General features: G+C 29.9%; 19 protein-coding genes. 2 read left to right on the forward strand and 17 right to left on the reverse strand.

The window, feature by feature from the left end; translation table 11 throughout:
• Positions 1-24: 24 nt before the first annotated feature.
• Positions 25-1,446, reverse strand: coding sequence for a PTS mannitol transporter subunit IIBC (locus ACTG48_RS13070; protein WP_021385174.1), 1,422 nt, complete (start codon positions 1,444-1,446; stop codon positions 25-27).
• 594 nt (positions 1,447-2,040) lie between these two features.
• On the opposite strand from ACTG48_RS13070, the gene ACTG48_RS13075 reads away from it, so the two are divergent.
• Complete coding sequence (locus ACTG48_RS13075) at positions 2,041-3,540, forward strand: IMP dehydrogenase (protein WP_021385196.1); 1,500 nt, start codon at positions 2,041-2,043, stop codon at positions 3,538-3,540.
• A gap of 143 nt (positions 3,541-3,683) precedes the next feature.
• Here ACTG48_RS13075 and ACTG48_RS13080 read toward each other — a convergent pair whose 3' ends face one another.
• The 9 genes from ACTG48_RS13080 to ACTG48_RS13120 all read right to left on the reverse strand — a co-directional run bounded on the left by ACTG48_RS13080 (position 3,684) and on the right by ACTG48_RS13120 (position 15,106).
• On the reverse strand, positions 3,684-4,841 hold the full coding sequence (locus tag ACTG48_RS13080) for a toxic anion resistance protein (RefSeq protein WP_021385209.1): 1,158 nt from the start codon (positions 4,839-4,841) through the stop codon (positions 3,684-3,686).
• Between the two features lie 114 nt (positions 4,842-4,955).
• Entirely contained in the window at positions 4,956-5,876 is a 921-nt protein-coding gene (locus ACTG48_RS13085) for a 5-bromo-4-chloroindolyl phosphate hydrolysis family protein (RefSeq protein WP_479917076.1), read from the reverse strand.
• Between the two features lie 284 nt (positions 5,877-6,160).
• Positions 6,161-7,279, reverse strand: a complete 1,119-nt coding sequence (locus tag ACTG48_RS13090; protein WP_021385140.1) for a 4-hydroxybutyrate dehydrogenase — start codon at positions 7,277-7,279, stop codon at positions 6,161-6,163.
• 19 nt (positions 7,280-7,298) lie between these two features.
• Positions 7,299-8,606, reverse strand: a complete 1,308-nt coding sequence (locus ACTG48_RS13095) for an acetyl-CoA hydrolase/transferase family protein (protein WP_479917077.1) — start codon at positions 8,604-8,606, stop codon at positions 7,299-7,301.
• A gap of 25 nt (positions 8,607-8,631) precedes the next feature.
• The gene (locus tag ACTG48_RS13100; protein ID WP_021385158.1) at positions 8,632-8,907 is read right to left on the reverse strand and encodes a hypothetical protein; all 276 of its coding nucleotides are present in this window, start codon (positions 8,905-8,907) and stop codon (positions 8,632-8,634) included.
• A gap of 134 nt (positions 8,908-9,041) precedes the next feature.
• On the reverse strand, positions 9,042-10,538 hold the full coding sequence (abfD, locus tag ACTG48_RS13105; RefSeq protein ID WP_021385092.1) for a 4-hydroxybutyryl-CoA dehydratase/vinylacetyl-CoA-Delta-isomerase: 1,497 nt from the start codon (positions 10,536-10,538) through the stop codon (positions 9,042-9,044).
• Positions 10,539-10,726: 188 nt separating this feature from the next.
• Positions 10,727-12,118: an aldehyde dehydrogenase family protein gene (locus ACTG48_RS13110; protein WP_021385100.1), complete on the reverse strand. Its 1,392-nt coding sequence runs from the start codon at positions 12,116-12,118 to the stop codon at positions 10,727-10,729.
• 31 nt (positions 12,119-12,149) lie between these two features.
• On the reverse strand, positions 12,150-13,694 hold the full coding sequence (locus ACTG48_RS13115) for an acetyl-CoA hydrolase/transferase family protein (protein ID WP_021385112.1): 1,545 nt from the start codon (positions 13,692-13,694) through the stop codon (positions 12,150-12,152).
• 26 nt (positions 13,695-13,720) lie between these two features.
• Entirely contained in the window at positions 13,721-15,106 is a 1,386-nt protein-coding gene (locus ACTG48_RS13120) for an aspartate-alanine antiporter-like transporter (protein WP_479917078.1), read from the reverse strand.
• 432 nt (positions 15,107-15,538) lie between these two features.
• Here ACTG48_RS13120 and ACTG48_RS13125 point away from each other — a divergent pair, with 432 nt between their 5' ends.
• Positions 15,539-16,411, forward strand: a complete 873-nt coding sequence (locus ACTG48_RS13125; RefSeq protein ID WP_021385235.1) for a LysR family transcriptional regulator — start codon at positions 15,539-15,541, stop codon at positions 16,409-16,411.
• Positions 16,412-16,586: 175 nt separating this feature from the next.
• Here ACTG48_RS13125 and ACTG48_RS13130 read toward each other — a convergent pair whose 3' ends face one another.
• From ACTG48_RS13130 to ACTG48_RS13160, 7 genes are all read right to left on the reverse strand, one after another.
• Positions 16,587-17,186, reverse strand: a complete 600-nt coding sequence (locus tag ACTG48_RS13130) for a hypothetical protein (RefSeq protein ID WP_479917079.1) — start codon at positions 17,184-17,186, stop codon at positions 16,587-16,589.
• A 112-nt stretch (positions 17,187-17,298) separates the two neighbouring features.
• Positions 17,299-18,378 (reverse strand): M24 family metallopeptidase, encoded by a 1,080-nt coding sequence (locus ACTG48_RS13135; protein WP_479917080.1) that lies wholly within the window; start codon positions 18,376-18,378, stop codon positions 17,299-17,301.
• 518 nt (positions 18,379-18,896) lie between these two features.
• Positions 18,897-19,472 (reverse strand): flavodoxin family protein, encoded by a 576-nt coding sequence (locus ACTG48_RS13140; protein WP_479917081.1) that lies wholly within the window; start codon positions 19,470-19,472, stop codon positions 18,897-18,899.
• A gap of 253 nt (positions 19,473-19,725) precedes the next feature.
• The gene (locus ACTG48_RS13145; protein ID WP_479917082.1) at positions 19,726-20,142 is read right to left on the reverse strand and encodes an arsenate reductase ArsC; all 417 of its coding nucleotides are present in this window, start codon (positions 20,140-20,142) and stop codon (positions 19,726-19,728) included.
• On the reverse strand, positions 20,129-20,479 hold the full coding sequence (locus ACTG48_RS13150; RefSeq protein ID WP_479917083.1) for a thioredoxin family protein: 351 nt from the start codon (positions 20,477-20,479) through the stop codon (positions 20,129-20,131). The genes ACTG48_RS13145 and ACTG48_RS13150 overlap by 14 nt, the downstream gene beginning before the upstream one ends.
• Before the next feature lie 19 nt (positions 20,480-20,498).
• Complete coding sequence (locus ACTG48_RS13155) at positions 20,499-21,515, reverse strand: permease (RefSeq protein WP_479917084.1); 1,017 nt, start codon at positions 21,513-21,515, stop codon at positions 20,499-20,501.
• A gap of 78 nt (positions 21,516-21,593) precedes the next feature.
• Complete coding sequence (locus tag ACTG48_RS13160; RefSeq protein WP_479917085.1) at positions 21,594-21,896, reverse strand: ArsR/SmtB family transcription factor; 303 nt, start codon at positions 21,894-21,896, stop codon at positions 21,594-21,596.
• Positions 21,897-22,273: the final 377 nt, after the last annotated feature.

Consider the following 22,273-nt stretch of genomic DNA (forward strand, 5'->3'; position numbering starts at 1 on the left):
CCTAATCAGTGGTACTTTTTATTTTTATTTAGATTCTAATCTTTTAAATAATGTATCTAAATTTGGGTCATTTAAAAAGTTGTTTATTGAAACTATCTCAACACTTGAATTATTCTTAGCTACTCTTTCAACTAGTGTATTATGAGTTACTACTATTTGTGTATCATCTGGAAGATTATCGACAGATGAATTTGTAATTTCTATATTCAAATCTAAATTTTTTATTCTATTTTTAAATCTAGAAGCTCCCATTGCACTAGAACCCATTCCCGCATCACATGCAAATACAATCTTCTTAATTTCGTTTACTTCAAGTTGCTTTTCTTCAACACTTTTATCAGAATTCTTACTTGCAGATTTCATATCACTCATTTTTGCTTTAGCTTCTTCTAAAGTACCATCTTCTTCACTTTGATTTGCAGAAGCTCTCTTAACAAATGGCGCTGCTACCAAGAATGATACAGCTGTTGCCACTGCAACCCCTGCTAAGACTGGAAGTAACCCTCCCTTTGGTGCTAGTGCCATAAGTGCAAATATGCTTCCTGGTGATGGTGCTGCTACAAGTCCAGCTCCTAGTATTGAGAAAGTTAATATTCCTGCTGCTCCACCTGCCATTGTAGCTAATATTAAAACTGGATTCATTAAGATGTATGGGAAGTATATTTCATGTATACCACCAAAGAAATGTATTATTACAGCTCCTGGTGCTGATTGTTTTACGCTTCCTCTACTAAACATCCAGTATGCTAATAGAACTCCTAAACCTGGTCCAGGGTTACTTTCTAATAAGAACATTATAGATTTACCTGCTTCTTTTGCTTCAGCTATACCTATAGGTCCTAATATACCATGATTTATTGCATTGTTTAAGAACAATACTTTTCCAGGCTCTATAAATGCTGAAACTAAAGGTAATAAACTTTTGCTAACTATAAATTGAACTCCAGATTCTATAAGAGCTGTACCTGCTACTATTGCTGGCCCTATTGCATAAAATCCTAATATTGCAAGAAGCATACCTATTATACCTATTGAAAAGTTATTTACTAACATTTCAAATCCTGTTGGTATCTTACCATCTACAAATTTATCGAATTTCTTGATTATCCATCCTGCAAATGGTCCCATTATCATAGCTCCGATAAACATTGGTATATCAGCTCCAACGATTACGCCCATCGCTGCTGCTGCACCTATTACTCCACCTCTTTGTCCTGCTATTGCTTTACCACCAGTGTAAGCTATCAACAGTGGTAAAAGGTATTTTATCATTGGGTCACCTATTGTACTTAATTTCTCATTAGGCATCCACCCTGTTGGTATAAATAATGCTGTTATAAGGCCCCATGCTATAAAAGCTCCTATGTTTGGCATTACCATACCACTTAAAAATTTTCCTATTCGCTGTATAGATGTCTTTATTGTCGATTGATTAGAACTGCTCATAATTTTACCTCCATTTGAATTATATTCTATATCGATATGATTCCCTTTTGTTATACTTTTATTATAGAGTTTATATTTTCTAGTAACAACTTTAAGAAATCGTTTCTATGTCACTTAAGATAATGACATTTGTCATTTTAGTTTTTGTTTAACTTTATTTATGTAGTGTTTTGGAGTATCTAGTGTTGTAAATAATACTATTTTTATAAAATATTTAAATCTAATAGAAAAACCAATAATAATTCAATTAAATAATTTTATTAGAGGTACTTTTGGATATACTAATATAGACTTATTTGACCTGTGCTTTTGATATTTGTACTCTCTATGTCAATATTGTCAACATAAAGTGTATAAGTATAATGTATGGATAACTAAATATTAATTTCTAATTAGCTACTATACAATATTAAACATTATTTAATATACAATATTACCCTATAAAGCAATATATATTAAACAAATTTAATGAAAATAGTTTAAATTTTTCAAAAATCTCAATATTTGACAAAATACTTTAATAAAATTAAAGAATAAGTTATAATTAATACTATCAATTATAAAAAGTATAAAAATATAAGGAGTGATTAAAAAATGGCGTTTTATTTTGATACACCATCACATACTTTCAGTGAATACCTTCTTGTTCCAGGTTTCTCTTCTACTGATTGTATACCTGCTAATGTAAGTTTGAAAACACCTGTTACTAAATTTAAAAAAGGCGAGGAAGCAGATATTTATATGAATATACCTTTGACTTCTGCTATTATGCAATCTGTTTCTGATGACAAGATGGCTATTGCACTTGCTAAAGAAGGTGGTATTTCATTTATATACGGTTCTCAAAGTATTGAAAGTGAAGCTGCTATGGTAGCACGTGTTAAATCTCACAAAGCTGGTTTTGTTGTAAGTGATTCAAATATTAAACCTGAGAATACACTAAAAGACATTCTTGAATTAAAAGAAAAAACTGGACATTCTACAGTTGCTGTTACTGAAGATGGGACTTCAACTGGTAAATTATTAGGTATTGTCGCAAGTCGTGATTATCGTATAAGTCGTATGGATTTAGATACTAAAGTTAGTGAATTTATGACTCCTATGTCATCCATAGTTTATGCTAACAAAGACGTTACTTTAAAAGAAGCAAACAACATTATATGGGACCACAAGCTTAATTCTCTTCCTGTACTTGATGACAACGGTAATCTTGTTTATATGGTATTCCGTAAAGATTACTCTTCTCATAAAGAAAATCCACTTGAGCTTTTAGATTCTTCTAAAAGATATGTAGTTGGAGCTGGTATCAATACTAGAGACTTCGCTGAACGTGTTCCTGCTTTAGTTGAAGCTGGTGCTGATGTTTTATGTATAGATTCTTCAGAAGGTTTTTCTGAATGGCAGAAAATAACTCTTGATTTTATTCGTGGAAAATATGGTGATACAGTTAAGGTTGGAGCTGGAAATGTAGTTGACCGTGAAGGATTCCTTTACTTAGCTGAAGCTGGTGCTGACTTTGTTAAAGTTGGTATTGGTGGTGGTTCTATATGTATTACTCGTGAACAAAAAGGTATAGGACGTGGACAAGCTACTTCTATAATTGAAGTTGCACAAGCTAGAGATGAGTACTTTGAAAAAACAGGTATTTATATTCCAATTTGTTCTGATGGTGGTATCGTTTATGACCATCATATAACTTTAGCTTTAGCTATGGGTGCAGATTTTATAATGCTTGGTAGATACTTCTCTCGTTTTGATGAGAGTCCAACTAACAAAGTTAATATAAATGGTAGTTATATGAAAGAATACTGGGGAGAAGGTTCTGCACGTGCTAGAAACTGGCAAAGATATGACCTTGGTGGAGATAAGAAACTTTCTTTTGAAGAAGGTGTTGACTCTTATGTACCTTATGCTGGTTCTTTAAAGGACAATGTAACTCTTTCTTTAAGTAAAGTTCGTTCTACTATGTGTAACTGTGGAGCTCTTAGCATACCTGAACTTCAAAAGAATGCTAAGCTTACACTTGTATCTTCTACTAGTATAGTTGAAGGTGGAGCTCATGATGTTATGTTAAAGGATAATAGAAATTTATAATATAAATAAAAGAGGCTGTCTCGAAACAGAGATAAGCTTCTTTTCTATTGTTGAAATTATAAAAATATATTTATTTCATACAAAAAGAGCGCCTCATGAACTAAAAAGTTTATTTTGAGACACCCTTTTTCTAATATACGCTTTTATTTAACTGTAAATTCAAGAAGCTTGCTTTTAAGTTCATTTTCTATTTTTGATAGTTCAACTTCTGCTTCTTGTCTCTTTATTCTACCATCATGTTGTATCTTAACCACTTCATCAATAGTTGATATTAAAGATTGATTAGTTTTCTTAATTGTATCTATATCTACAATTCCTCTTTCTGATTCTTTTGCTGTTTCTATTGTTCCCATCTTTAGAGTTTCTGCATTTTTTAGTAATAGCTCATTTGTCATATTGCTAACTTCACGCTGTGCTTTCATAGCTTGATTTAAGTGAGAAATTCCAAGAGCAAGTACTATTTGATTTTTCCATAATGGAATTGTATTTACTATAGTTGATTGAATCTTTTCTGCCATCAAATTATTACTATTTTGAACTAGTCTTATCTGTGGAGCCATTTGAAGCGATACCATTCTAGTTAATTCTAAGTCATGAATCTTCTTTTCAAATCGGTCACAAAGTGAAACCATATCATTCACAGCTTGAGCGTCTTCTGTTGAGCCAGATAATCTAGCCTTTTCTCTCAATTTTGGCATTTCGTATTCTTTCATATCTTTTAACTTTTGTTTCCCTGCTATAATATACATAGTAAGTTCTTTTGAGTAAGCTAAGTTCAACTCATACATCTTATCAAGCATAGCTATATCTTTTAATATTTTAACCTGATGTTTTTGAAGTTCTTTGCTTACTTTGTCTACATTTACCTCTGCGCTATCATACTTAGTTTTTAGATTTGAAATTTTATTATTTGCCTTTTTAAAGATTCCTAAAAAACCACCCTGTTCTTTTTCGTCTGCTGAAAATGCTTTTAAATCAGTAACTAGATTTGTAAGCATATCTCCAACTTCTCCTAAATCTCTAGTTTTAACACTCTTTAAAGCTGTTTCAGAGAATCCTGCCACCTTTTTTTGGGCACCAGCTCCATATTGTAAAATCATATTTGTATTTGTAATATCTATTTTTTCTGCAAATTCCTTTACCATCTTACGTTCAGATTCAGACAATTTTTCTTCTTCTGGGTCTTTTTCATCCTTTTTCATTAACATATCAGAATTATTTATATCACTTGTATTTGATTCTTCTCCAAATGGGTCAAGTGTTAAAGTTGGCATAACTGGTATATCATCTAGATTATTCATTATATCTTTCTCTCCTCTTCCTTTATAAAGTACTGATTAACTTATATGTCACATATTTTTTACTTTATGACTACTTAATTGTTCAAAAATAACAGAATATTTTTTATATTGAAGTTAAAATTTACCACTCGTTAATCCCTCTTGAACTAACATGTTCTCTAAAACAGTAATGTCTGTAGAGATATCTATTGCTTCATCTTCAAACAGATAGTCTAATTGATTTTCAAAAGCTATTACGATTGTACTCATTGTATTTTCAATACTTTCCATAGTTGTCGTTATATTTTCTCTGTCTATACCTTGCTCTTCCAATGTATGATATGAATTCAACAGCTTTAAAGTCGTTGGAAGATAATAGTCCATAAATTTTTGTATTTGAGTAAGTTTTGATGGGTCATGTTTTACAACATCAAATATTTTCCCTGTAACATCCTCTACTTGTACAATTTTATTACACATTGACTCTGATTTAATATTTTTATTAGCTTCTTTTATTTGTGTTAAATAATCCATTCCTTTATTTATAATTGTATCAACTTCATTAACCTCATCAGTTTGTTCTTCTTCTTTGACTTTATATGCTACATCTTCATATCTTGGTGGAATGAAATCTTCATTTGTCAACACAATTTGATTACTTCTTTTATCAATATAAGTATTTATAAAATAGTTTTTATCTATCATTTTTTGCACATCTTTTATTATAAAATTTAGTGATTTAGATGTACTTTCGGCAATAAGTTCTACTGGAATAATATTTCTATTACTTATGATTGTACAATATTTTTTATAACGAGAAATTTGGTCTCCTAATCTCTTACCTTTAAAGATACAAACTCCTCCTATAATTAAAAACACTGCACATACTTGAATAGGAAGTATTACAGCCCATCCAATTATAATAGAAATAGTTGAAAGTACTAGAGCTGATAACGTAAACAAACCTACTAAGCCCCATCCAACTATTTTTAAAAATTTACTTAAAAATGAATTTATTAACACAGATTTTTTGGAAAAATTTTCTGATTTATACATAGTTTATATCCTTTCATTTTCACTAATATTATTAATATATTGCAGTTTGATTATACAATTACTTACTTATTACTGTCAAGGAATTTGAATTTCTACAAATTATTTCAAATAAAGTAATAGACTTAAATATAAGCATATTTTAAATCAAAAATATACTTATATTTAACTCCATATAAAAATAAGAGAACTTAACTTTAATTAAATTTAAGTTCCCTCATTTTTATTTTTATATAAATATAATTAACATTGTTTATCTTAGCTATACATATAAATGAAATTTATAATTAATAAAGATTTGCAAATATCTCTCTTATTTCTTCTCTGCTAAGCTCTACATAATTATTAGCAAGTAATCTTTGTTGATTTGCAATTGTACTATCTGTAAATTCATCAATTTGACTTTCTACCATTCCGTATTCTCTTAAGGCTTTTTTAGCTATTAATTTATTTAAAAACTTTTCTAATTCTCCATAAACATCACAATTAGGGTCACATTCAAGAGCATCTGCTAGAATTTTTGTACATTTTGTGATTTTTCCATCAGGATTTTTTCTAGAATACATCTTAAACACTTCAGTAAAGAACTGATAATTTGCTTCACCATGTGCAACATGGAAAGCCCCACCAATTGAATAAGATAAAGCATGAACTGCTGCACAACCAGCATTTCCAAAAGCAATTCCTGCATAGTTTGATGCAAGAACAAAGTCTCTAAGATGATTAAATCTCTCTTCTTCCCCTTTATCAACTATCTTTTTGTATCCATCCATAATCATTTTTATTGCTTGTAAAGAATACATCTCTGTAAATGGACTTGCTTTTGGAGAAAGATAAGACTCAATCGCATGTATAAGAGCATCCACTGAACTTGTAACAAAGAATTTATAAGGTAATCCTTTTACAGTCTCTGGAATTAGCACTGCATAGTCCGCATAAGTTTCTTCTACTGCTAGCCCTTTTTTAGTATGCTTAGATTTTAATTCTGCAATGGCTACATTTGTTACTTCACTACCTGTACCACATGTTGTAGGAACTACTACTAACTCTTTTATTTTTTTAGGTGCTACTTCTCCTTCAAATAAGTCAATAGATTTTTCTGGAACATCAAGTGCTAATATCTTGCATATATCAACTATTGTGCCTCCTCCAAATGCAATAATTCTATCGAAATTATATTTTTTCATTTCTTTTGTCATAGAATCTATCATTTCATCAGATGGTTCACCTGTTCCAAACTTTTCTTGGAAAATTAGATTTGTATCTATTCCAAGAGGCTTCATATATGGCTCATATATAAATTCATTAGTAATTACTAAATCATTTTTTCCTATTTTAAATTCTTCATTGAATTCTTTAAATGTATCGAAATAAAATATTTTTGGAACTACTCTAAGTGCTTCCATTATTAACACCCCTCTATTATTAATATTTCTCCTTAAATCTTTTTTCAAATTCTAATGCTAGACTTTCCCTTACACTTGGATGAGCTATATTAATTAAATTTCTTGCTCTTTCTCTAAGAGACTTTCCTTTTAGCTCTGCTATACCATATTCAGTTACAATGTAATCAACATCATTTCTTGATGTTGTTATAGGTGCACCTTCATCCACAATAGAGACGATTTTTGAAATTACTGTACCATCCTTTTTTGTAGTTATTGAAGGCATAGCTATAATCGCCTTTCCATCTTCTCCCATAGATACTCCACGGATAAAATCAACTTGACCTCCAACACCACTAAACTGTCTAAGACCCATAGCTTCTGCAACTACCTGTCCCATCAAATCAACTTGTATAGCAGAGTTTATAGAAACCATTTTATGTTGTTTCATTATAATTGCTGGATGATTTACATAGTCTACAGGTTTTACTTCTACTGCAGGGTTATTATTTGCAAAATCGTATAATTTTTTAGTACCCATTAAGAAGGTAACTGTCATTTTCTCTTTATCAAAATTTTTATATTTGCCATTTATAACTCCTTTTTCATAAAGAGCTAAAGTTCCATCTGAAATCATTTCTGAGTGAATTCCTAAGTCCTTTTTATCTGTCAAAAATAACATAACTGCATCTGGAATTCCGCCAATTCCAAGTTGTAAAGTAGAACCATCTTCAATTAATGAAGCACAATTTTTACCAATTGCTTCTTCTACTTCTCCAATCTTCGCAGGTTGTAACTCATATAAAGGTTGTGACTTTTCAACTATATAATCAAACTCTGATACATTAACTACTTCGCCATAAGTTCTAGGAAATTGGTCATTTACTTGAACAATTACTGTCCTAGCACTTTTAATAGCCTCATAAGTATAATCAACCGATGTACCTAAACTACAATATCCATGTTCATCTGGTGGAGTTACCTGTGCTAATACAACATCACATTTTAATCTTTTTTCTCTAATTAACTTTGGAACTTCATGGAAAAATGCAGGTGTAAAGTCTCCATCTCCGTTTTCAATTGCTTTTCTTACATTTCCACTTACAAACATTGGATTTACTCTAAAATGAGCTTCCATTCCTTTAGAAGTATATCCTCCACTACCTAAACTTACCATGTGTTTAATCTCAACATCTTTGTATTGTTCAGCATTTTCAATCATAGCTTCTACTAGTGCAGGAGGTTCACCTACACAATGTGCAAATACTACAGTATCCCCGTTTTTAATATGCTTTACGGCCTCTGTAGCGCTACATAATTTTTCTTGATACAATTCTCGCCAATTCAATGAAATCCCCCCATTTAGCTCTTATTTAAGTTTCACAAATTGCTGATTCAATTATATTTATAACTCTTTCTATATGGCTAAAATCCCACATCTTAATACACTCATTTTTCACTTTATATTGTTGATAGGATGCGCATAAAGTTGCGCATCCTCCAATTATAAGTAACAAATCATATTCCACGTTCTCTTGTGCTACACTAAAATCTACTCTACCATTGAAGTGCTCTTTGATTATTGTAAGAGCCTTCCCTCTTTCGTATCTAGGGTTACAGCCCCCACAAAATCTAACTCCACAGGTCATGTGTAAATTCTCCTTATAAAAAATTTCCTTGTTTAATTAAAAACCACTATAATTTTATAATTATCTCTTATACTCTATATTTTTTCATTAATTAATATATGTTGATATATATTTCCCTTTTACATATCAACTTTTTATAAATTTAAAGCTTCCTCTTTTTTTATTCCTGCAATTGTCTTAGCTAATTCTTTCTTTTGACTTATATTTCCTTGTCTTGAAATCATTATTCTCTGAGCTTGTGGTGAACCTGCTCCATGCATTGACTCAGTTCTATAACCAACAGCTGCTGAACCAAGACATATATTTTCTAAGAATCTTAAAATTCTCATTCTTTCTTCTGTTGAAGCCACTGAAGAAGCTTTAAAATACTTATTACATACTTCGCCAATAGTCATTCCACTTGTTCCAACTTTAAGGTCTGATTTAAAGTCTTTTTCTGAAGGCATAGTAACCATAAGACCACCAGCTATATCTTCTGCAAGTCTCACTATTTCATAAGGAAATCTAGTTACATTTTGCTTACATACATTTGCAAGAAGCAAATCTATTTGATAGTTTCCAGCTTCTGTCTTATGTCCTTCTGATGAACATGCTATACCACAACAGTATAAACTTTCATTAAGGTGAGTCATTTCTATTAATTTATCTTTTATATGTGAAGCTTTATTTGCTCCGTTATAGTCAGCTGCTAAAGCTGCTGCTCCTATTATTACATCACCTACGCCTACTTTACAGCCACCATAACTTTGTCTATGGTATCCAGCAAATCTCTCAACTAACATACCAGAGAAATCCCACTCTCCACATAAGAAAATTCTATCATTTGGAACAAATACATTGTCAAATACTACTAAAGCTTCTTGACCTCCAAATTCCTTATTTCCTAAATCAACATCTGCGCCTTCTTCTAATTTTCTAGTATCACAAGATTGTCTTCCATAAATCATGAACACACCCTCAGCATCTGAAGGAACTGCAAATGATACCGCATAGTCTTTATCTGCTTCCGTCATACTTATAGTAGGCATTATAAGATGCTCATGTGAATTTATTGAACCAGTTTGGTGTGCCTTTGCTCCTCTTACAACTATACCATCTTCTCTTCTTTCTACTATATGAAGGAACATATCTGGGTCAGGTTGAGCACTAGGTGACAATCCTCTATCTCCTTTAGGGTCAGTCATAGCACCATCAACTACTAAATCGTTTTCTTGTATATAAGTTAAGTATTTTACAAAATTATCATGGTACTTAGTTCCATGAGCTTTATCACATTCAAATGTTGTTGAATATACTGCATTAAATGCGTCCATACCAACACATCTTTGGAAACAAGAAGCTGTTTTTTGACCACATAGTCTTTGCATCTTTACTTTTTTCACTAAATCATCAGTACTTTGATGAAGATGCCCAAATCTATTTATTTTTTCGCCTGTGATATTTGAAGTAACTGTCATTAAGTCTGTATATTCTGGGTCATGAGCTAAATCATAAGTTGCTGCTACACAATTTATAGATGGTCTAATCATAGGATGGTCAACCCAGTTTTTAACCTCTTCACCAAACATATAAACCTTAGTGTTTAATTTTCTTAAACTTTCAATATATTGAGCTCCTGTCATTAATGCCATAATAAAACCACTCCTTTTTTTTATAAAAATTTTTATTTATGTTAATTATAATACTTCCTTCTTATGTCTGTTTCTTAATATTTAAAATTTAGTACAATACTCTGCTTTAAATTTAATTTATGTCTTAAATTCATTCTAAATTAAAATATATTCCTATCTTAATCTAGAATGAATATTTTTTCTAAATCCTATCCCCAAAGTTCTTCATCTGTAGGAACTTCATTTTCTGGCATATAATAAGCAATTCTAGAAATGTTAATTAAATGCTTATAATCAAGATTTTCAGAAATACTGTTATTTCCCCAAGAACCACAACCTAGAGTATTAGTAGGTGCAAGACCATTAAAGAAACTTCCTCCAGCACTAGTAGCACAACATTGATTAATAACAAATCTTGATACCTCTATATTTTCTCCTGCATATTCTATATTTTTAATTGTATTTGAATGGATAGATACACTATGCCCTTTTCCTTCTACATTTAAATTTGCTTTTGCAATAGCTACACCTTCTTCAAAATCTTTATACTTATATGCAGATATAACTGGACACATTTTTTCTTTTGCAAGTATATCCTCTTCTCCTGGACCATCAGCTTCTATTACTATTATTTTTGTATCTTCTGGAATTTCAACACCTGCAATTTTTGCAATTGCATGAACAGATTGACCTACTGCATCTTTATTCATAGCTTTATTTATAAACATAGCATTTCTAAAAGCTTCTTTCTGTGCATTATCTCTAACTATAAAACCTTTATTATTTTTAAATTCATCCATTACTTTATCAAACATTTCTTCTGCTACTATCACTGATTGCTCTCCTGAACAAATTATACCGTTGTCAAAAATTCTTCCTGCTATTATTTTAGGCACTGCTTCTTTAATATCTACATCTCTATCTATAATACATTGAACATTTCCTGCACCTACTCCAAGTGCTGGTTTTCCACTTGAGTATGCCGCTTTCACCATTCCCATTCCACCAGTAGCAATTACTACATCTGCTGATGAAATTAAATTTCTTGTATTTTCTCTTGATTGTTGGTCAAGTATTTGTATTAAGTTTTCTGGTGCTCCTATTTTTTCTAATTCTTCATTAATCATATCAACAGTTTTAGTACTACATCCAATGGCTTTATGGTGTGGTGTGATAATGATTGCATTTCTTCCTTTAAGTGCAAACATTGCATTACTCATAGGTGTAACGATTGGATTTGTACAAGGAGTTATTGCCGCTACTACTCCAATTGGTTTAGCTACCTTTGTTATTCCAGTTTCTCTATCTATATCAATTATACCAACTGATTTTTTATCTTTTAGATTGTTATATATAACCTTTGCTTTACTTTTATTTTTAGCTACCTTGTCTTCATATACTCCCATTCCAGTTTCTTCTACAGCAAGTTTAGCTAAGTATTCAGCATTATAATACACTACTTTCCCAACTATCTTTACTATTTTATCTACTTGTTCTTGAGTATAACATTCAAACTCTCTTTGAGCTTTTCTAGCTCTCTCAATATAACCGTTAATGTATTCCTTACTTAAATCTTCAAAGTTTTCTACCGCTTTTTCCATTTTAAATCCGCCTCCAATTTATTAAATATTTTTATAATGCACTTTTAAAAGTTTCAGACTTTTTCATTGTACCTGTACTCATAAATTTACTATGCCATGATAAAGCTTCATCTAATATATGAGGAGTTTGTTTTGCTCCATTTTGACAGGCTCTATTTAAATAATCTCTAAGTTGTTCTTTATAATCTGGATGAGCACAATTTTCTATTATTTTTATAGCTCTTTCCCTAGGTGCAAGACCTCTTAAATCAGCATATCCTTGTTCTGTTACAATTACCATTACATCATGTTCAGTGTGGTCTACATGAGACACCATAGGTACTATTGATGATATATCACCATTTTTTGCAATTGACTCAGTACTAAATATAGTTATTGCTCCATTTCTAGCAAAATCACCAGAACCACCAATTCCATTCATCATCTTTGAACCCATAATATGAGTAGAGTTTACATTTCCATAAATATCAACTTCAATTGCAGTGTTCATTGCAATTACCCCAATTCTTCTAGCTATTTCTGGATTATTACTAATCTCTTGAGGTCTCAGTATAATCTTATCCTTAAAGAAATCAATATCCTCTTCAAATTTTATTAACCCTTCTGGTGATGGGCTTACAGATGTAGTAGATGCCATTGTAACCTTACCCATTCTTATTAAATCTAACATAGAATCCTGTACAACCTCTGTATAGCAAGTTAGATTTTCAAATTCAGATTCACACAATCCATATAAAACTGCATTGGCTACACTTCCTACACCAGATTGAAGTGGAAGTAGATTTTTTGACAATCTACCTGACTTTACTTCTTCTTTCAGAAAAGCAATAATATTATTTGATATTTTCTTTGAAGCTTCATCTACAATACCTAATGGACGTGTCTTATCTTGCATATTAGTGATTACTATTCCTGCAATCTTATTTAATCCGCAAGGTATATATGTCGTACCAATTCTATCTTTAGGATGATTTATTTCTATTGGCTTTCTATTTGGAGGATTTTCTGTAATATATATATCTGCCATTCCTTCCATTTCCATTGGTTTTGCAAGATTTATTTCAACTATCACTTTATCTGCACTTTTTATAAAAGATGGTGAATTTCCTATCCCACTAGTAGGTATAATATCCCCATTTTCAGTTATTGCAAGTGCTTCTACTATAGCTACATCTACTTTAGGTATAGTCCCATAATTTAAAAATTGAGTAGAATGACTTAGATGCATATCTATATAATTGACATCACCTTTATTAATATTATTTCTAAGTGTAGAATTAGTCTGATAAGGAAGCCTTCTTTCAATTATACCTGTTTCTGACCATGCTCCATCTACCTCTGGGCCTAAAGATGCACCTGAATACACAGTCAATTTTATTTTTTCTCCACTTTTAGCTCTTTCTGAAACTGCTAATGGTACCGCTTTTGGGTAACCTGAAGGTGTAAATCCACTAAGTCCAACAACCATCCCATCATTTATAATTTTAGCAGCTTCATCTGCATTCATAATTAAATCACATAACTTTTTATTTCTTAATCTTTCACTTAATTCTTCAAATACTCCTTCATTATTCATAAATATCCCCCCATATAAAGTCTTATTTACATTGGAAGTTTGTGTAAAACTATAACCAATATAACTTTAGTTAACAGTGCAAATGGATACGTAGCTCCATATCCTGCTGCTGGGTCATCACTATCAAGAGCATCAACAGCTGCTCCAAGACCTGGAGTTGATGTCATACCACCACAGACAGCTCCAGATAGTAAAATCCAGTTTAATTTAAATATATATTTACCAACTAAGAATCCTATCATCATAGCTGTAATACCTACTACTATTGCTACAAAAGCCAGATGCATACCAGATGTCATAATTGAATCAACTACTTTACCACCATATCTTAATCCAACTATTGCTAAGAAAAACACTAGACCTATTTGTTTTAAAATGTTTAAAACCTTTTCTTCCATTCTAAAATTTACTGCCCCTATCTTACCTATATATCCAAGTACTAGAGATACAATTAGTGAACCACCTGTAGCTCCTAGTGTGAAGTATCCTAACGGACCCATAAATACATGTATTCCTCCTACTAAATATCCAGCTAGACACGTTAAGAAAAATGTTATTATATTAAATGGAACTTCTGGTATCGTTTTACCTGCAACGCTATCTCTTGCTTCCTTCATTTCTTTTTCATATTTTCTTCTTTCTTCTTTAAGGTCCATCCTAAATATTTTTGGAAGGAAATTTACACCTAATATTACTATTAAAACTCCAAAAGGATATGCAACTGCATGCCCTATACCAACACCTGCTTCAGCATATGCAATATATTTATCTATTTGCTCTTGAGTTAGTGATGTAGTTGTTTTTACATCTAATTTTCCTTCTGGGTCAACAATCTTTAAAATTTCTTTTTTATCCTCTATTGAAGCTTTTTCAAACTCTTTTGATACATCTTCTGCATGTTTACCAGCTGTTTCTAAAGCAGCAGCTAATCCAGGTGAACTTGTTAATGCCCCTGTATAAACACCAGAAACTTCATAAGCACTGCTTCCTTTATTGCTTGATAATAAAGTCATTGCATAAGTCATAGAACCACCTATAAAAGTTATAAGAACTCCTAATACTACAAATCTTGCTCCATACTTCTTTAATACAGCTTTCATATCTTTTGCAGCCAATAAACCAACTGCTGCAACAAATATGATTAAAAAGAAATCAAAGAAGTCAGGAGAAATAATTCCATTTCCCATCATGACAGTTGCTGCCTTATATCCTGCTGCTGTTTCTCCTTTTGCTATTACTGAATTTCCCAAGCTATATGCAAGCCATCCAATAAATAATCCTGTAAATAATGCTCCTGATACCCCAAAATTAAACTTCCCAAATTTAATCTTTCCAAATAAAATTCCTGTAATTACAGCAGCAAACATAAGTACAAAAGGATTCATTAAAAAATCCATTAACTCAAACTTCACTAAATCACTCCCTTTCATCGTTATTAAATTAACAATTATTATTAAAAAATATATCTCACCTTTCTCCCCAAAACTCTATTTTGTTATTAAATTAACATTTCTAGTTAAAAAAATTTTCTTTTATTAATCTTAATCTTTTTCTTTGCGATTTAATTAATAATTTAATTTCAAAAATAATTACTTATTTTTAAATAGTTAAAATTTTAATATTCGTTGATATAACTACATTGTAAGTTGATTATCGTCAAAGTATATCAGCTATTCTCTTTTGTTAATTTAATAATAGCACTATTCTTAATAGATTGAAAATATCAAAAACTTATGATATGATAGTTTAAAACTATTCTATTTTTTTACAACAATATACAAAACTTATATTGTCGTTAATTATATACTTGTCACTAATACATAAATGAAAGGAATTAATATCCAATGAACATAAATTATCTATATTATTTTCAGACTGTTTGTAAATATAAAAACATGACTAAAGCTGCTGAAAGTATCCATATTTCCCAGCCATCAATAACACTAGCTATTAAAGAATTAGAAAAAGAACTTGGCTTTGAACTTTTTTACAGAATAGGCAACAAGATAGAATTAACTCCTGAAGGAAAGATTTTTTTAGATAAATCAAAAAATTTTACAAGACAATTTGAAGACTTTCAAAGTGATGCACTAGACTTAGGGAAAAAGAGAAAGGCCTCTCTGAAAATAGGTATTCCTACAGTTTTAGGTACTTTTTTACTTTCAAAGATACTGCCTAGGTTTAATGTAATTTATCCAGATATAGAACTTAAAATTTTCGAAGTTCCAACATTTGTTGGAGCTAAAATGATTGAAGAATCTTCACTCGATTTTTGTATTGGCATAATTGATAGTGATATTTATGATGATATAGATTCAAAAACAATCTACAAAACAGAATTGTATTTAGTTACAAATCCAAAAAATGAATTGGCAAAACAACCTATTATTTCAAATTATATGTTAAAAAATGTACCTTTTGTCATATTATCTGAAGGTTCTTATCATTATAAGATTATTACAAAAAGGCTTGAAAAAGCTAAACCAAATATAATTTTACATTCAAACCAACTTTCTACTATACGCTATTTGTTAGAAAATGACTTAGCTTCAACAATATTGTATAAAGAAATATTTCAAAATACAGAAAATCTCTGTTCAATTCCATTAGAGCGTGCAATTACTGCAAACATTGGTGTTCTTTGGAGAAGAAATCAATACATATCTCATAGTATGAGACTTTTTATTGAATATATGGCATCTATTCATATAAATTAGCTTTATTTTATACTAGATAGTACAATATTTTATTTAAGTAAAACATTGTAAATATTTTAGAGTATCAGTATAAAAATAAAATATATAATCTTAGAAATTATAATTGTATACATTTACATTTAAATATTATTATACTGATACTTTTAACAATATTTTTTAATTAATAATCATGTTTTTAATCAGGTCTACTTGGACAACCTAACAAAAAACCCACGCATCCTGAGACAAAATCTCTCATCTGTGAAATAGTACCTAAAGAAGCTGGAGCTGTAGTCGTAAAATTCCTTACAACAAAAAGTACTATTAGTGCTACAACACAAATTACAGTAGCTATAATAATTTGTAATTCACTAGTTTCTCCTTCTTCAATACCTTCAATTTTATTAACAGACACTTTCTTTTCATAATTATCAGTATCTGAAGTAAATCCAATGGTATTTTTTACATTCATTATATTATTTGTATTTGGTTCTTGACCTTTATTAGATGAATTCTCATCTACAAAAATATTTGAAGATACATCAGTATTTATATACTTTCTCGAAGATTTCTTTATAAAATTAGCACTTAAAAAATATCCAAATATAGCTGCTGAAGTTGTTCTTACTACCACATCAATGGTTGTTGTATCTTGTGAATTCACTTCATTAACAAATAAATTGTATATAGATTGAAACATGAGTATTGCCATTACGATTATTAGACATCTGTCAATTAATTTGATTTTATACCAGGCTTTTTTTATATTTTTTATAAATTTATGGTTTTTATACATAGATATTATCACCTCTCACAATAAAACTAAGCCCCCTTTACTATAATATGTAAAGAGAGCTTAATGGTGAGATTACGCTATGTCTTATGTAAAAAAATATATATAAATTAAATTATTTGTCTAAAATCATCAAATCTTTAGGGAATTTAGTAAGTCTTTCTGGACCATTTTTAGTAATCAGAACAGTATCTTCTATTCTAACTCCACCCCATCCTGGGAAATAAATACCTGGTTCCATTGTTATTATACATCCCTCTTCTATAATTTTATCACCATAATTACCAATGAAAGGTTCTTCATGAACATCTCTACCAACTCCATGCCCTATACCTTGATAATAATAATCTTCATATTTCTTGACAACTTTTCTTATCTCAGCATCTGGGATTGTAGCATGTACACCAACTTTCATGTTTTCAACACCTACATTTTGTGCTTCTTTAACCAAATTATATACCTCTAGTTGTTTTTCAGAAGCTTCTCCAACTACAAAAGTTCTAGTTGTATCAGATATATAACCATTATATATAGCACCGTAGTCTATAAGTACAAAGTCGCCTTTTTCTATAATCTTATCACTAGGTTTACCATGAAGTAATGAAGTCTTTGCACCTGATATCAATATAGTCTCAAAGCCTATATTTTGTGCTCCATTCATCTTCATGAAATATTCCAATTTCGTAGCCAGCTCAATTTCGCTAACTCCAGCTTTTATGTGTGGAATCAATTCTTCTAATGCCTTATCTGCTATCTCACATGCTTTTCTTGTATTTTTTATTTCTTCTTCATCTTTTACGTATCTTAATGTCTCTACAATATTTTCTGTAGGTATTAATTCTCCATTATCTTTCTCAATTAGATTTTTAAGTTCCTCATATTTATCGAATACTATATTAGTTCTTTCAAATCCAAGTTTCTTTATACCTACTTTATCACACACACTTTTTACTGCTTTTGCCACACTTCTGTCAAAGTTATGCCAATTTATAATTTCAAAGCCTTTGCAAACATTTTCCGCAAGCTCCATATATCTACTATCAGTAACTAAGAAATTTCCGTCTTTACAAATCACTGCATATGCTTCCTCATCAGGAAAACCACTTATATAATTTACATTGGTCTTCTTTGTTAAATACAGTGCATCAAGACCTTTGGATTCCAATAATTCTACTACCTTTTTTACTCTGCTCATGATTTTGCCTCCAAATAATAAATTTTACCTCAATTATATTATATCACTAATTAGTGTTCTTTTTTATCTAATAGATACTTTATTTCTAAAATTTTTTCATATCTTTCTAACTTTATTTTAAGATTTCATTAGTTTTATCTAAGATATATTTATAATTGCAAATTACATTTATATTCATAAGTTCTATCAATATTTATGAGGATTTTTTTTCATTATATATGTTGGTTAATCAAAATTCAGTACCTACATTATGTGCATATGGGATACATAATAAAGTCGTTCCTTATGGAAGTATTAAACATTTGATTAAGCCTCTGCAAAAAAACCACGTTCCTTATGACTATATTGAAAATGAATGTTTTTTAGTTATAAAATCGCTTATAAATAGAGTGTTTATGCGGATAATTCAAATTTTCATATAAAAATTTCAAGTAAACTATTTACAAAAACAATTATAAGAAAGATGGTGAATTGTTATATAATATTCACTATCTTTCAGTCAATATCTGAAATAGATTTTATATATTAATATCCTTTGATATTTTAAATCCAAGATTATAGGCTTTTTTTAATATTTTAGGATTATTTTCAATTGAATTTTTTTCAAATGCTTTAGTCGCAATTATAGTTTTATAATGATTTAAACCCATTCCTTTAAGATGCTTACTTGTATATCTAAAATATCTTTTAAAGAATATTGATAAAGGTGCTGCTTGAGTATAAACCATAATTAGTTTTTTATCTCCAAATCTAGGCATATGTTTACCTTTATCTATTGTTGTAAGTGGATAAAGTCTATCTAATAATAACTTGGTTTGAGCTGATACCTGGCATATATAAACTGGTGAACCTATAATTACATACTCAACCTTTTTTATATCTTCATATACTTGAATCATATCATCTTTAAGTGAACATGAATAATTTTTTCTACAATATAAACATCCCTGACAACCTTTTATATTCATATCATTTAAGTAATACTTTTCTACATCAACATTATTTTTGTTTGCTCCTTTAATTATTTCATTAATTATTGTATCTACATTACCATTTTTCCTTGGACTTCCTACAAATGCTACTATTTTAGACATTTTCAACTCTCCTATTTAATATATATTTGCTATATTAAGAAATATTTGCTCCAAATATTTTTCTTTTTCTTAATATCTTCAATTTCAAAATTATTATAAAATATTGTATCTATTTTATTTATTGTATTTTCAGGCATTTTAATAACATTATATACTTTTTTAATGCTTTATATGAGCCTAGTTTAATATTATATTACTAATTTACTGTTTATAAGCAAGATTGATAATTGTATAAAAAAGAGAAGTTGAGATTTTAATAAATACTATTCATTTTGATTCTTTTGGAAAGTAACAATATTTTATCTAATATTTCATTTATCACAAAGATAAATTCTTCATCACTTTTTCCTGTGGGGTCATTCAGTCCCCAATCTTCTCTATATATACATGGAAGATATGGACATTCTACATTACACCCCATTGTAATAACAATATCAACTTCGGGTATGTCTTTTAGTAACTTTGAATATTGTTCTTTTTCCATATCTATATTATAAATTTTTTTCATTAAACGTACAGCATCTTGATTTATTTGTGACTTCACTTCAGTACCTGCTGAATAACTTTCAAAAATATCTAAACCTAGTTTCTTTCCTAATGCTTCTGCTATTTGACTTCGACAAGAATTATGAACACAGATAAAAGCTACTTTGGGTTTATAGGCTACCATGTTTTTCCCTTTCTATAATTGCTTTCACTTCATCAATTGTTAAGACCTTACCATATGATACAACCTTGCTATTTATAACAAGTGCAGGAGTACTCATTACTCCATAGCTAGCAATTTGAGTAAAATCAGTTATGTGCTCAATATTGAAATCTAAATTCATTTCTGAAATTGCTGTACGTGTTGCATTTTCTAAAGCGATACATTTTGCACAACCAGAGCCTAGAACTTTGATTCCATCTTTTTTCTTTGTCATTTCTGCATGTTCCATAGTTTCTGATGTACAATTTCCACTACAGCAACATGATTTTTTTTCTTCTTTTTTACTAAATAATTTCATATTAATTTACTCCTAATTTTTATAATATTAAGAATGTATGCAAAACATTGAACATATAACCAACAGCGATAATACCAATTGTACAGATAGCTATAAATAAGGCAAGTAGTTTTGGTTTTACAGCTTTTTTAAGCATAATCATAGATGGTAAACTTAATGTTGTTACAGCCATCATAAATGCAAGTACAGTTCCTAATTGTGCACCCTTGATTAGCAATGCTTCTGCAACAGGTATTGTTCCAAAAATATCTGCATACATAGGAATACCAACCAATGTTGCTAAAATAACACCAAACGGATTGTCACTACCTAGAATTGTTTCTATCCAAGTTTCTGGAATCCAGTTGTGAATTATAGCACCAATTCCTACCCCTACTAAAATATAAGGGAATACTTTTTTAAATGTTTCACTAACTTGTTCTTTCGCATATTGAACTCTATCTTTTCGTGTCAAAGATGGTGAATCAATATCTACATGACTTGCATTTTGTATAAAGTCTTCAACATATTTTTCCATGTGCAATTTTTCGATAATAGTACCACCAATAACTGCAATTAATAGTCCAACTATTACATAAACAATTGCAACTTTTGCACCAAATATACTCATAAGAAGTACAAGACTCCCCAAATCTACCATAGGAGATGAAATCAAGAAAGAAAAAGTAACTCCTAAAGGAAGCCCTGCACTTGTAAAACCTATAAAAAGTGGTATAGAAGAACAGGAACAAAATGGAGTTACTGTCCCTAATAGAGCAGAAACAATATTTGCTCCAATACCATGAAAGCGACCTAAAATTTTCTTGCTTCTTTCTGGTGGAAAATAACTTTGTATATAAGATATAATAAAAATCAAAATACATAACAGTATAGTGATTTTTATAACATCATAAAAAAAGAATTGAACACTACCACCTAGTTGTGTAGTATTATCTAATCCTAAAAATGATAATGTGTTGCCAATAAGACTATTTAGCCATTTCATGCCAAGAATTTGGTCTTGAAAAAACAGTATGCCTATTTGTAATATTTCCAAAACAATTCCTCCATTCTATTTTTCATATCAATTTTATTTGATATGTTTTTTTTAATAAAAGCCATCTGTAGATGACTTTTATTTGCAACATTCTGTATCTGTATTAGGTGTTGTGATTTCTAATAAACGCTTACTAGCATATTCACTGCCCTTTTTACTAAGGCTATAATGTGTCCATTTTCCATCTTGTCTTGATGATACTATGCCCGATTCACACAATATTTTCATGTGATAAGATAGTGCAGATTGGCCAATATTCATTTTATCAATTAAAACACAAGCACATTTTTCGCCACTCCTTAAAAGTTCGAGAATTAAAAGCCTTTTTTCATCACAAAGGGCTTTAAATATTTTTGCATCATTTTTATAGTTAATCATCATTTTTCACCTCTCATATCAAAATTTTTTGATGTGTTTATCGTACTATATTAATCTTACTTTGTCAACAGTCACATCAATTTTTTTTGATATGATTTATTGATTATTTTTTTGACTAAATACTCTATACTTAAATAATTTTCCTTTAGACATAAATCTTAATTAATATCCTCTACAACAAGATATTCTTTTATAGTCTAAATTCTAATTACTTTTTTATAGAACTATTTAAATGAGAAAAAAGTAATTAGAAATGGAGGAATAGAAAGGTAGATAAAAATTAGAAACAGAAATTAAGGATGATTTAAATATTCCTTTTAATGAAACTCGATTTACAGCTGTATTTAAATTAAATAATTTATCAGAAAAAGACATCTTAG

Source organism: Clostridioides sp. LIBA-6822 (assembly GCF_056688955.1).

Coding starts and splice junctions, on each gene's coding strand:
- ACTG48_RS13090 (WP_021385140.1), bottom strand. CDS start 7,279: ATGGAAGCACTTAGAGTAGTTCCAAAAATATTTTATTTCGATACATTT.
- ACTG48_RS13115 (WP_021385112.1), bottom strand. CDS start 13,694: ATGAATAATGAAGGAGTATTTGAAGAATTAAGTGAAAGATTAAGAAAT.
- ACTG48_RS13075 (WP_021385196.1), top strand. CDS start 2,041: ATGGCGTTTTATTTTGATACACCATCACATACTTTCAGTGAATACCTT.
- ACTG48_RS13125 (WP_021385235.1), top strand. CDS start 15,539: ATGAACATAAATTATCTATATTATTTTCAGACTGTTTGTAAATATAAA.
- ACTG48_RS13150 (WP_479917083.1), bottom strand. CDS start 20,479: ATGAAATTATTTAGTAAAAAAGAAGAAAAAAAATCATGTTGCTGTAGT.
- ACTG48_RS13140 (WP_479917081.1), bottom strand. CDS start 19,472: ATGTCTAAAATAGTAGCATTTGTAGGAAGTCCAAGGAAAAATGGTAAT.
- ACTG48_RS13100 (WP_021385158.1), bottom strand. CDS start 8,907: ATGACCTGTGGAGTTAGATTTTGTGGGGGCTGTAACCCTAGATACGAA.
- ACTG48_RS13085 (WP_479917076.1), bottom strand. CDS start 5,876: ATGTATAAATCAGAAAATTTTTCCAAAAAATCTGTGTTAATAAATTCA.
- ACTG48_RS13130 (WP_479917079.1), bottom strand. CDS start 17,186: ATGTATAAAAACCATAAATTTATAAAAAATATAAAAAAAGCCTGGTAT.
- ACTG48_RS13110 (WP_021385100.1), bottom strand. CDS start 12,118: ATGGAAAAAGCGGTAGAAAACTTTGAAGATTTAAGTAAGGAATACATT.
- ACTG48_RS13160 (WP_479917085.1), bottom strand. CDS start 21,896: ATGATGATTAACTATAAAAATGATGCAAAAATATTTAAAGCCCTTTGT.
- abfD (WP_021385092.1), bottom strand. CDS start 10,538: ATGGCATTAATGACAGGAGCTCAATATATTGAAAGTTTAAGAAAATTA.
- ACTG48_RS13070 (WP_021385174.1), bottom strand. CDS start 1,446: ATGAGCAGTTCTAATCAATCGACAATAAAGACATCTATACAGCGAATA.
- ACTG48_RS13135 (WP_479917080.1), bottom strand. CDS start 18,378: ATGAGCAGAGTAAAAAAGGTAGTAGAATTATTGGAATCCAAAGGTCTT.
- ACTG48_RS13145 (WP_479917082.1), bottom strand. CDS start 20,142: ATGGTAGCCTATAAACCCAAAGTAGCTTTTATCTGTGTTCATAATTCT.
- ACTG48_RS13080 (WP_021385209.1), bottom strand. CDS start 4,841: ATGAATAATCTAGATGATATACCAGTTATGCCAACTTTAACACTTGAC.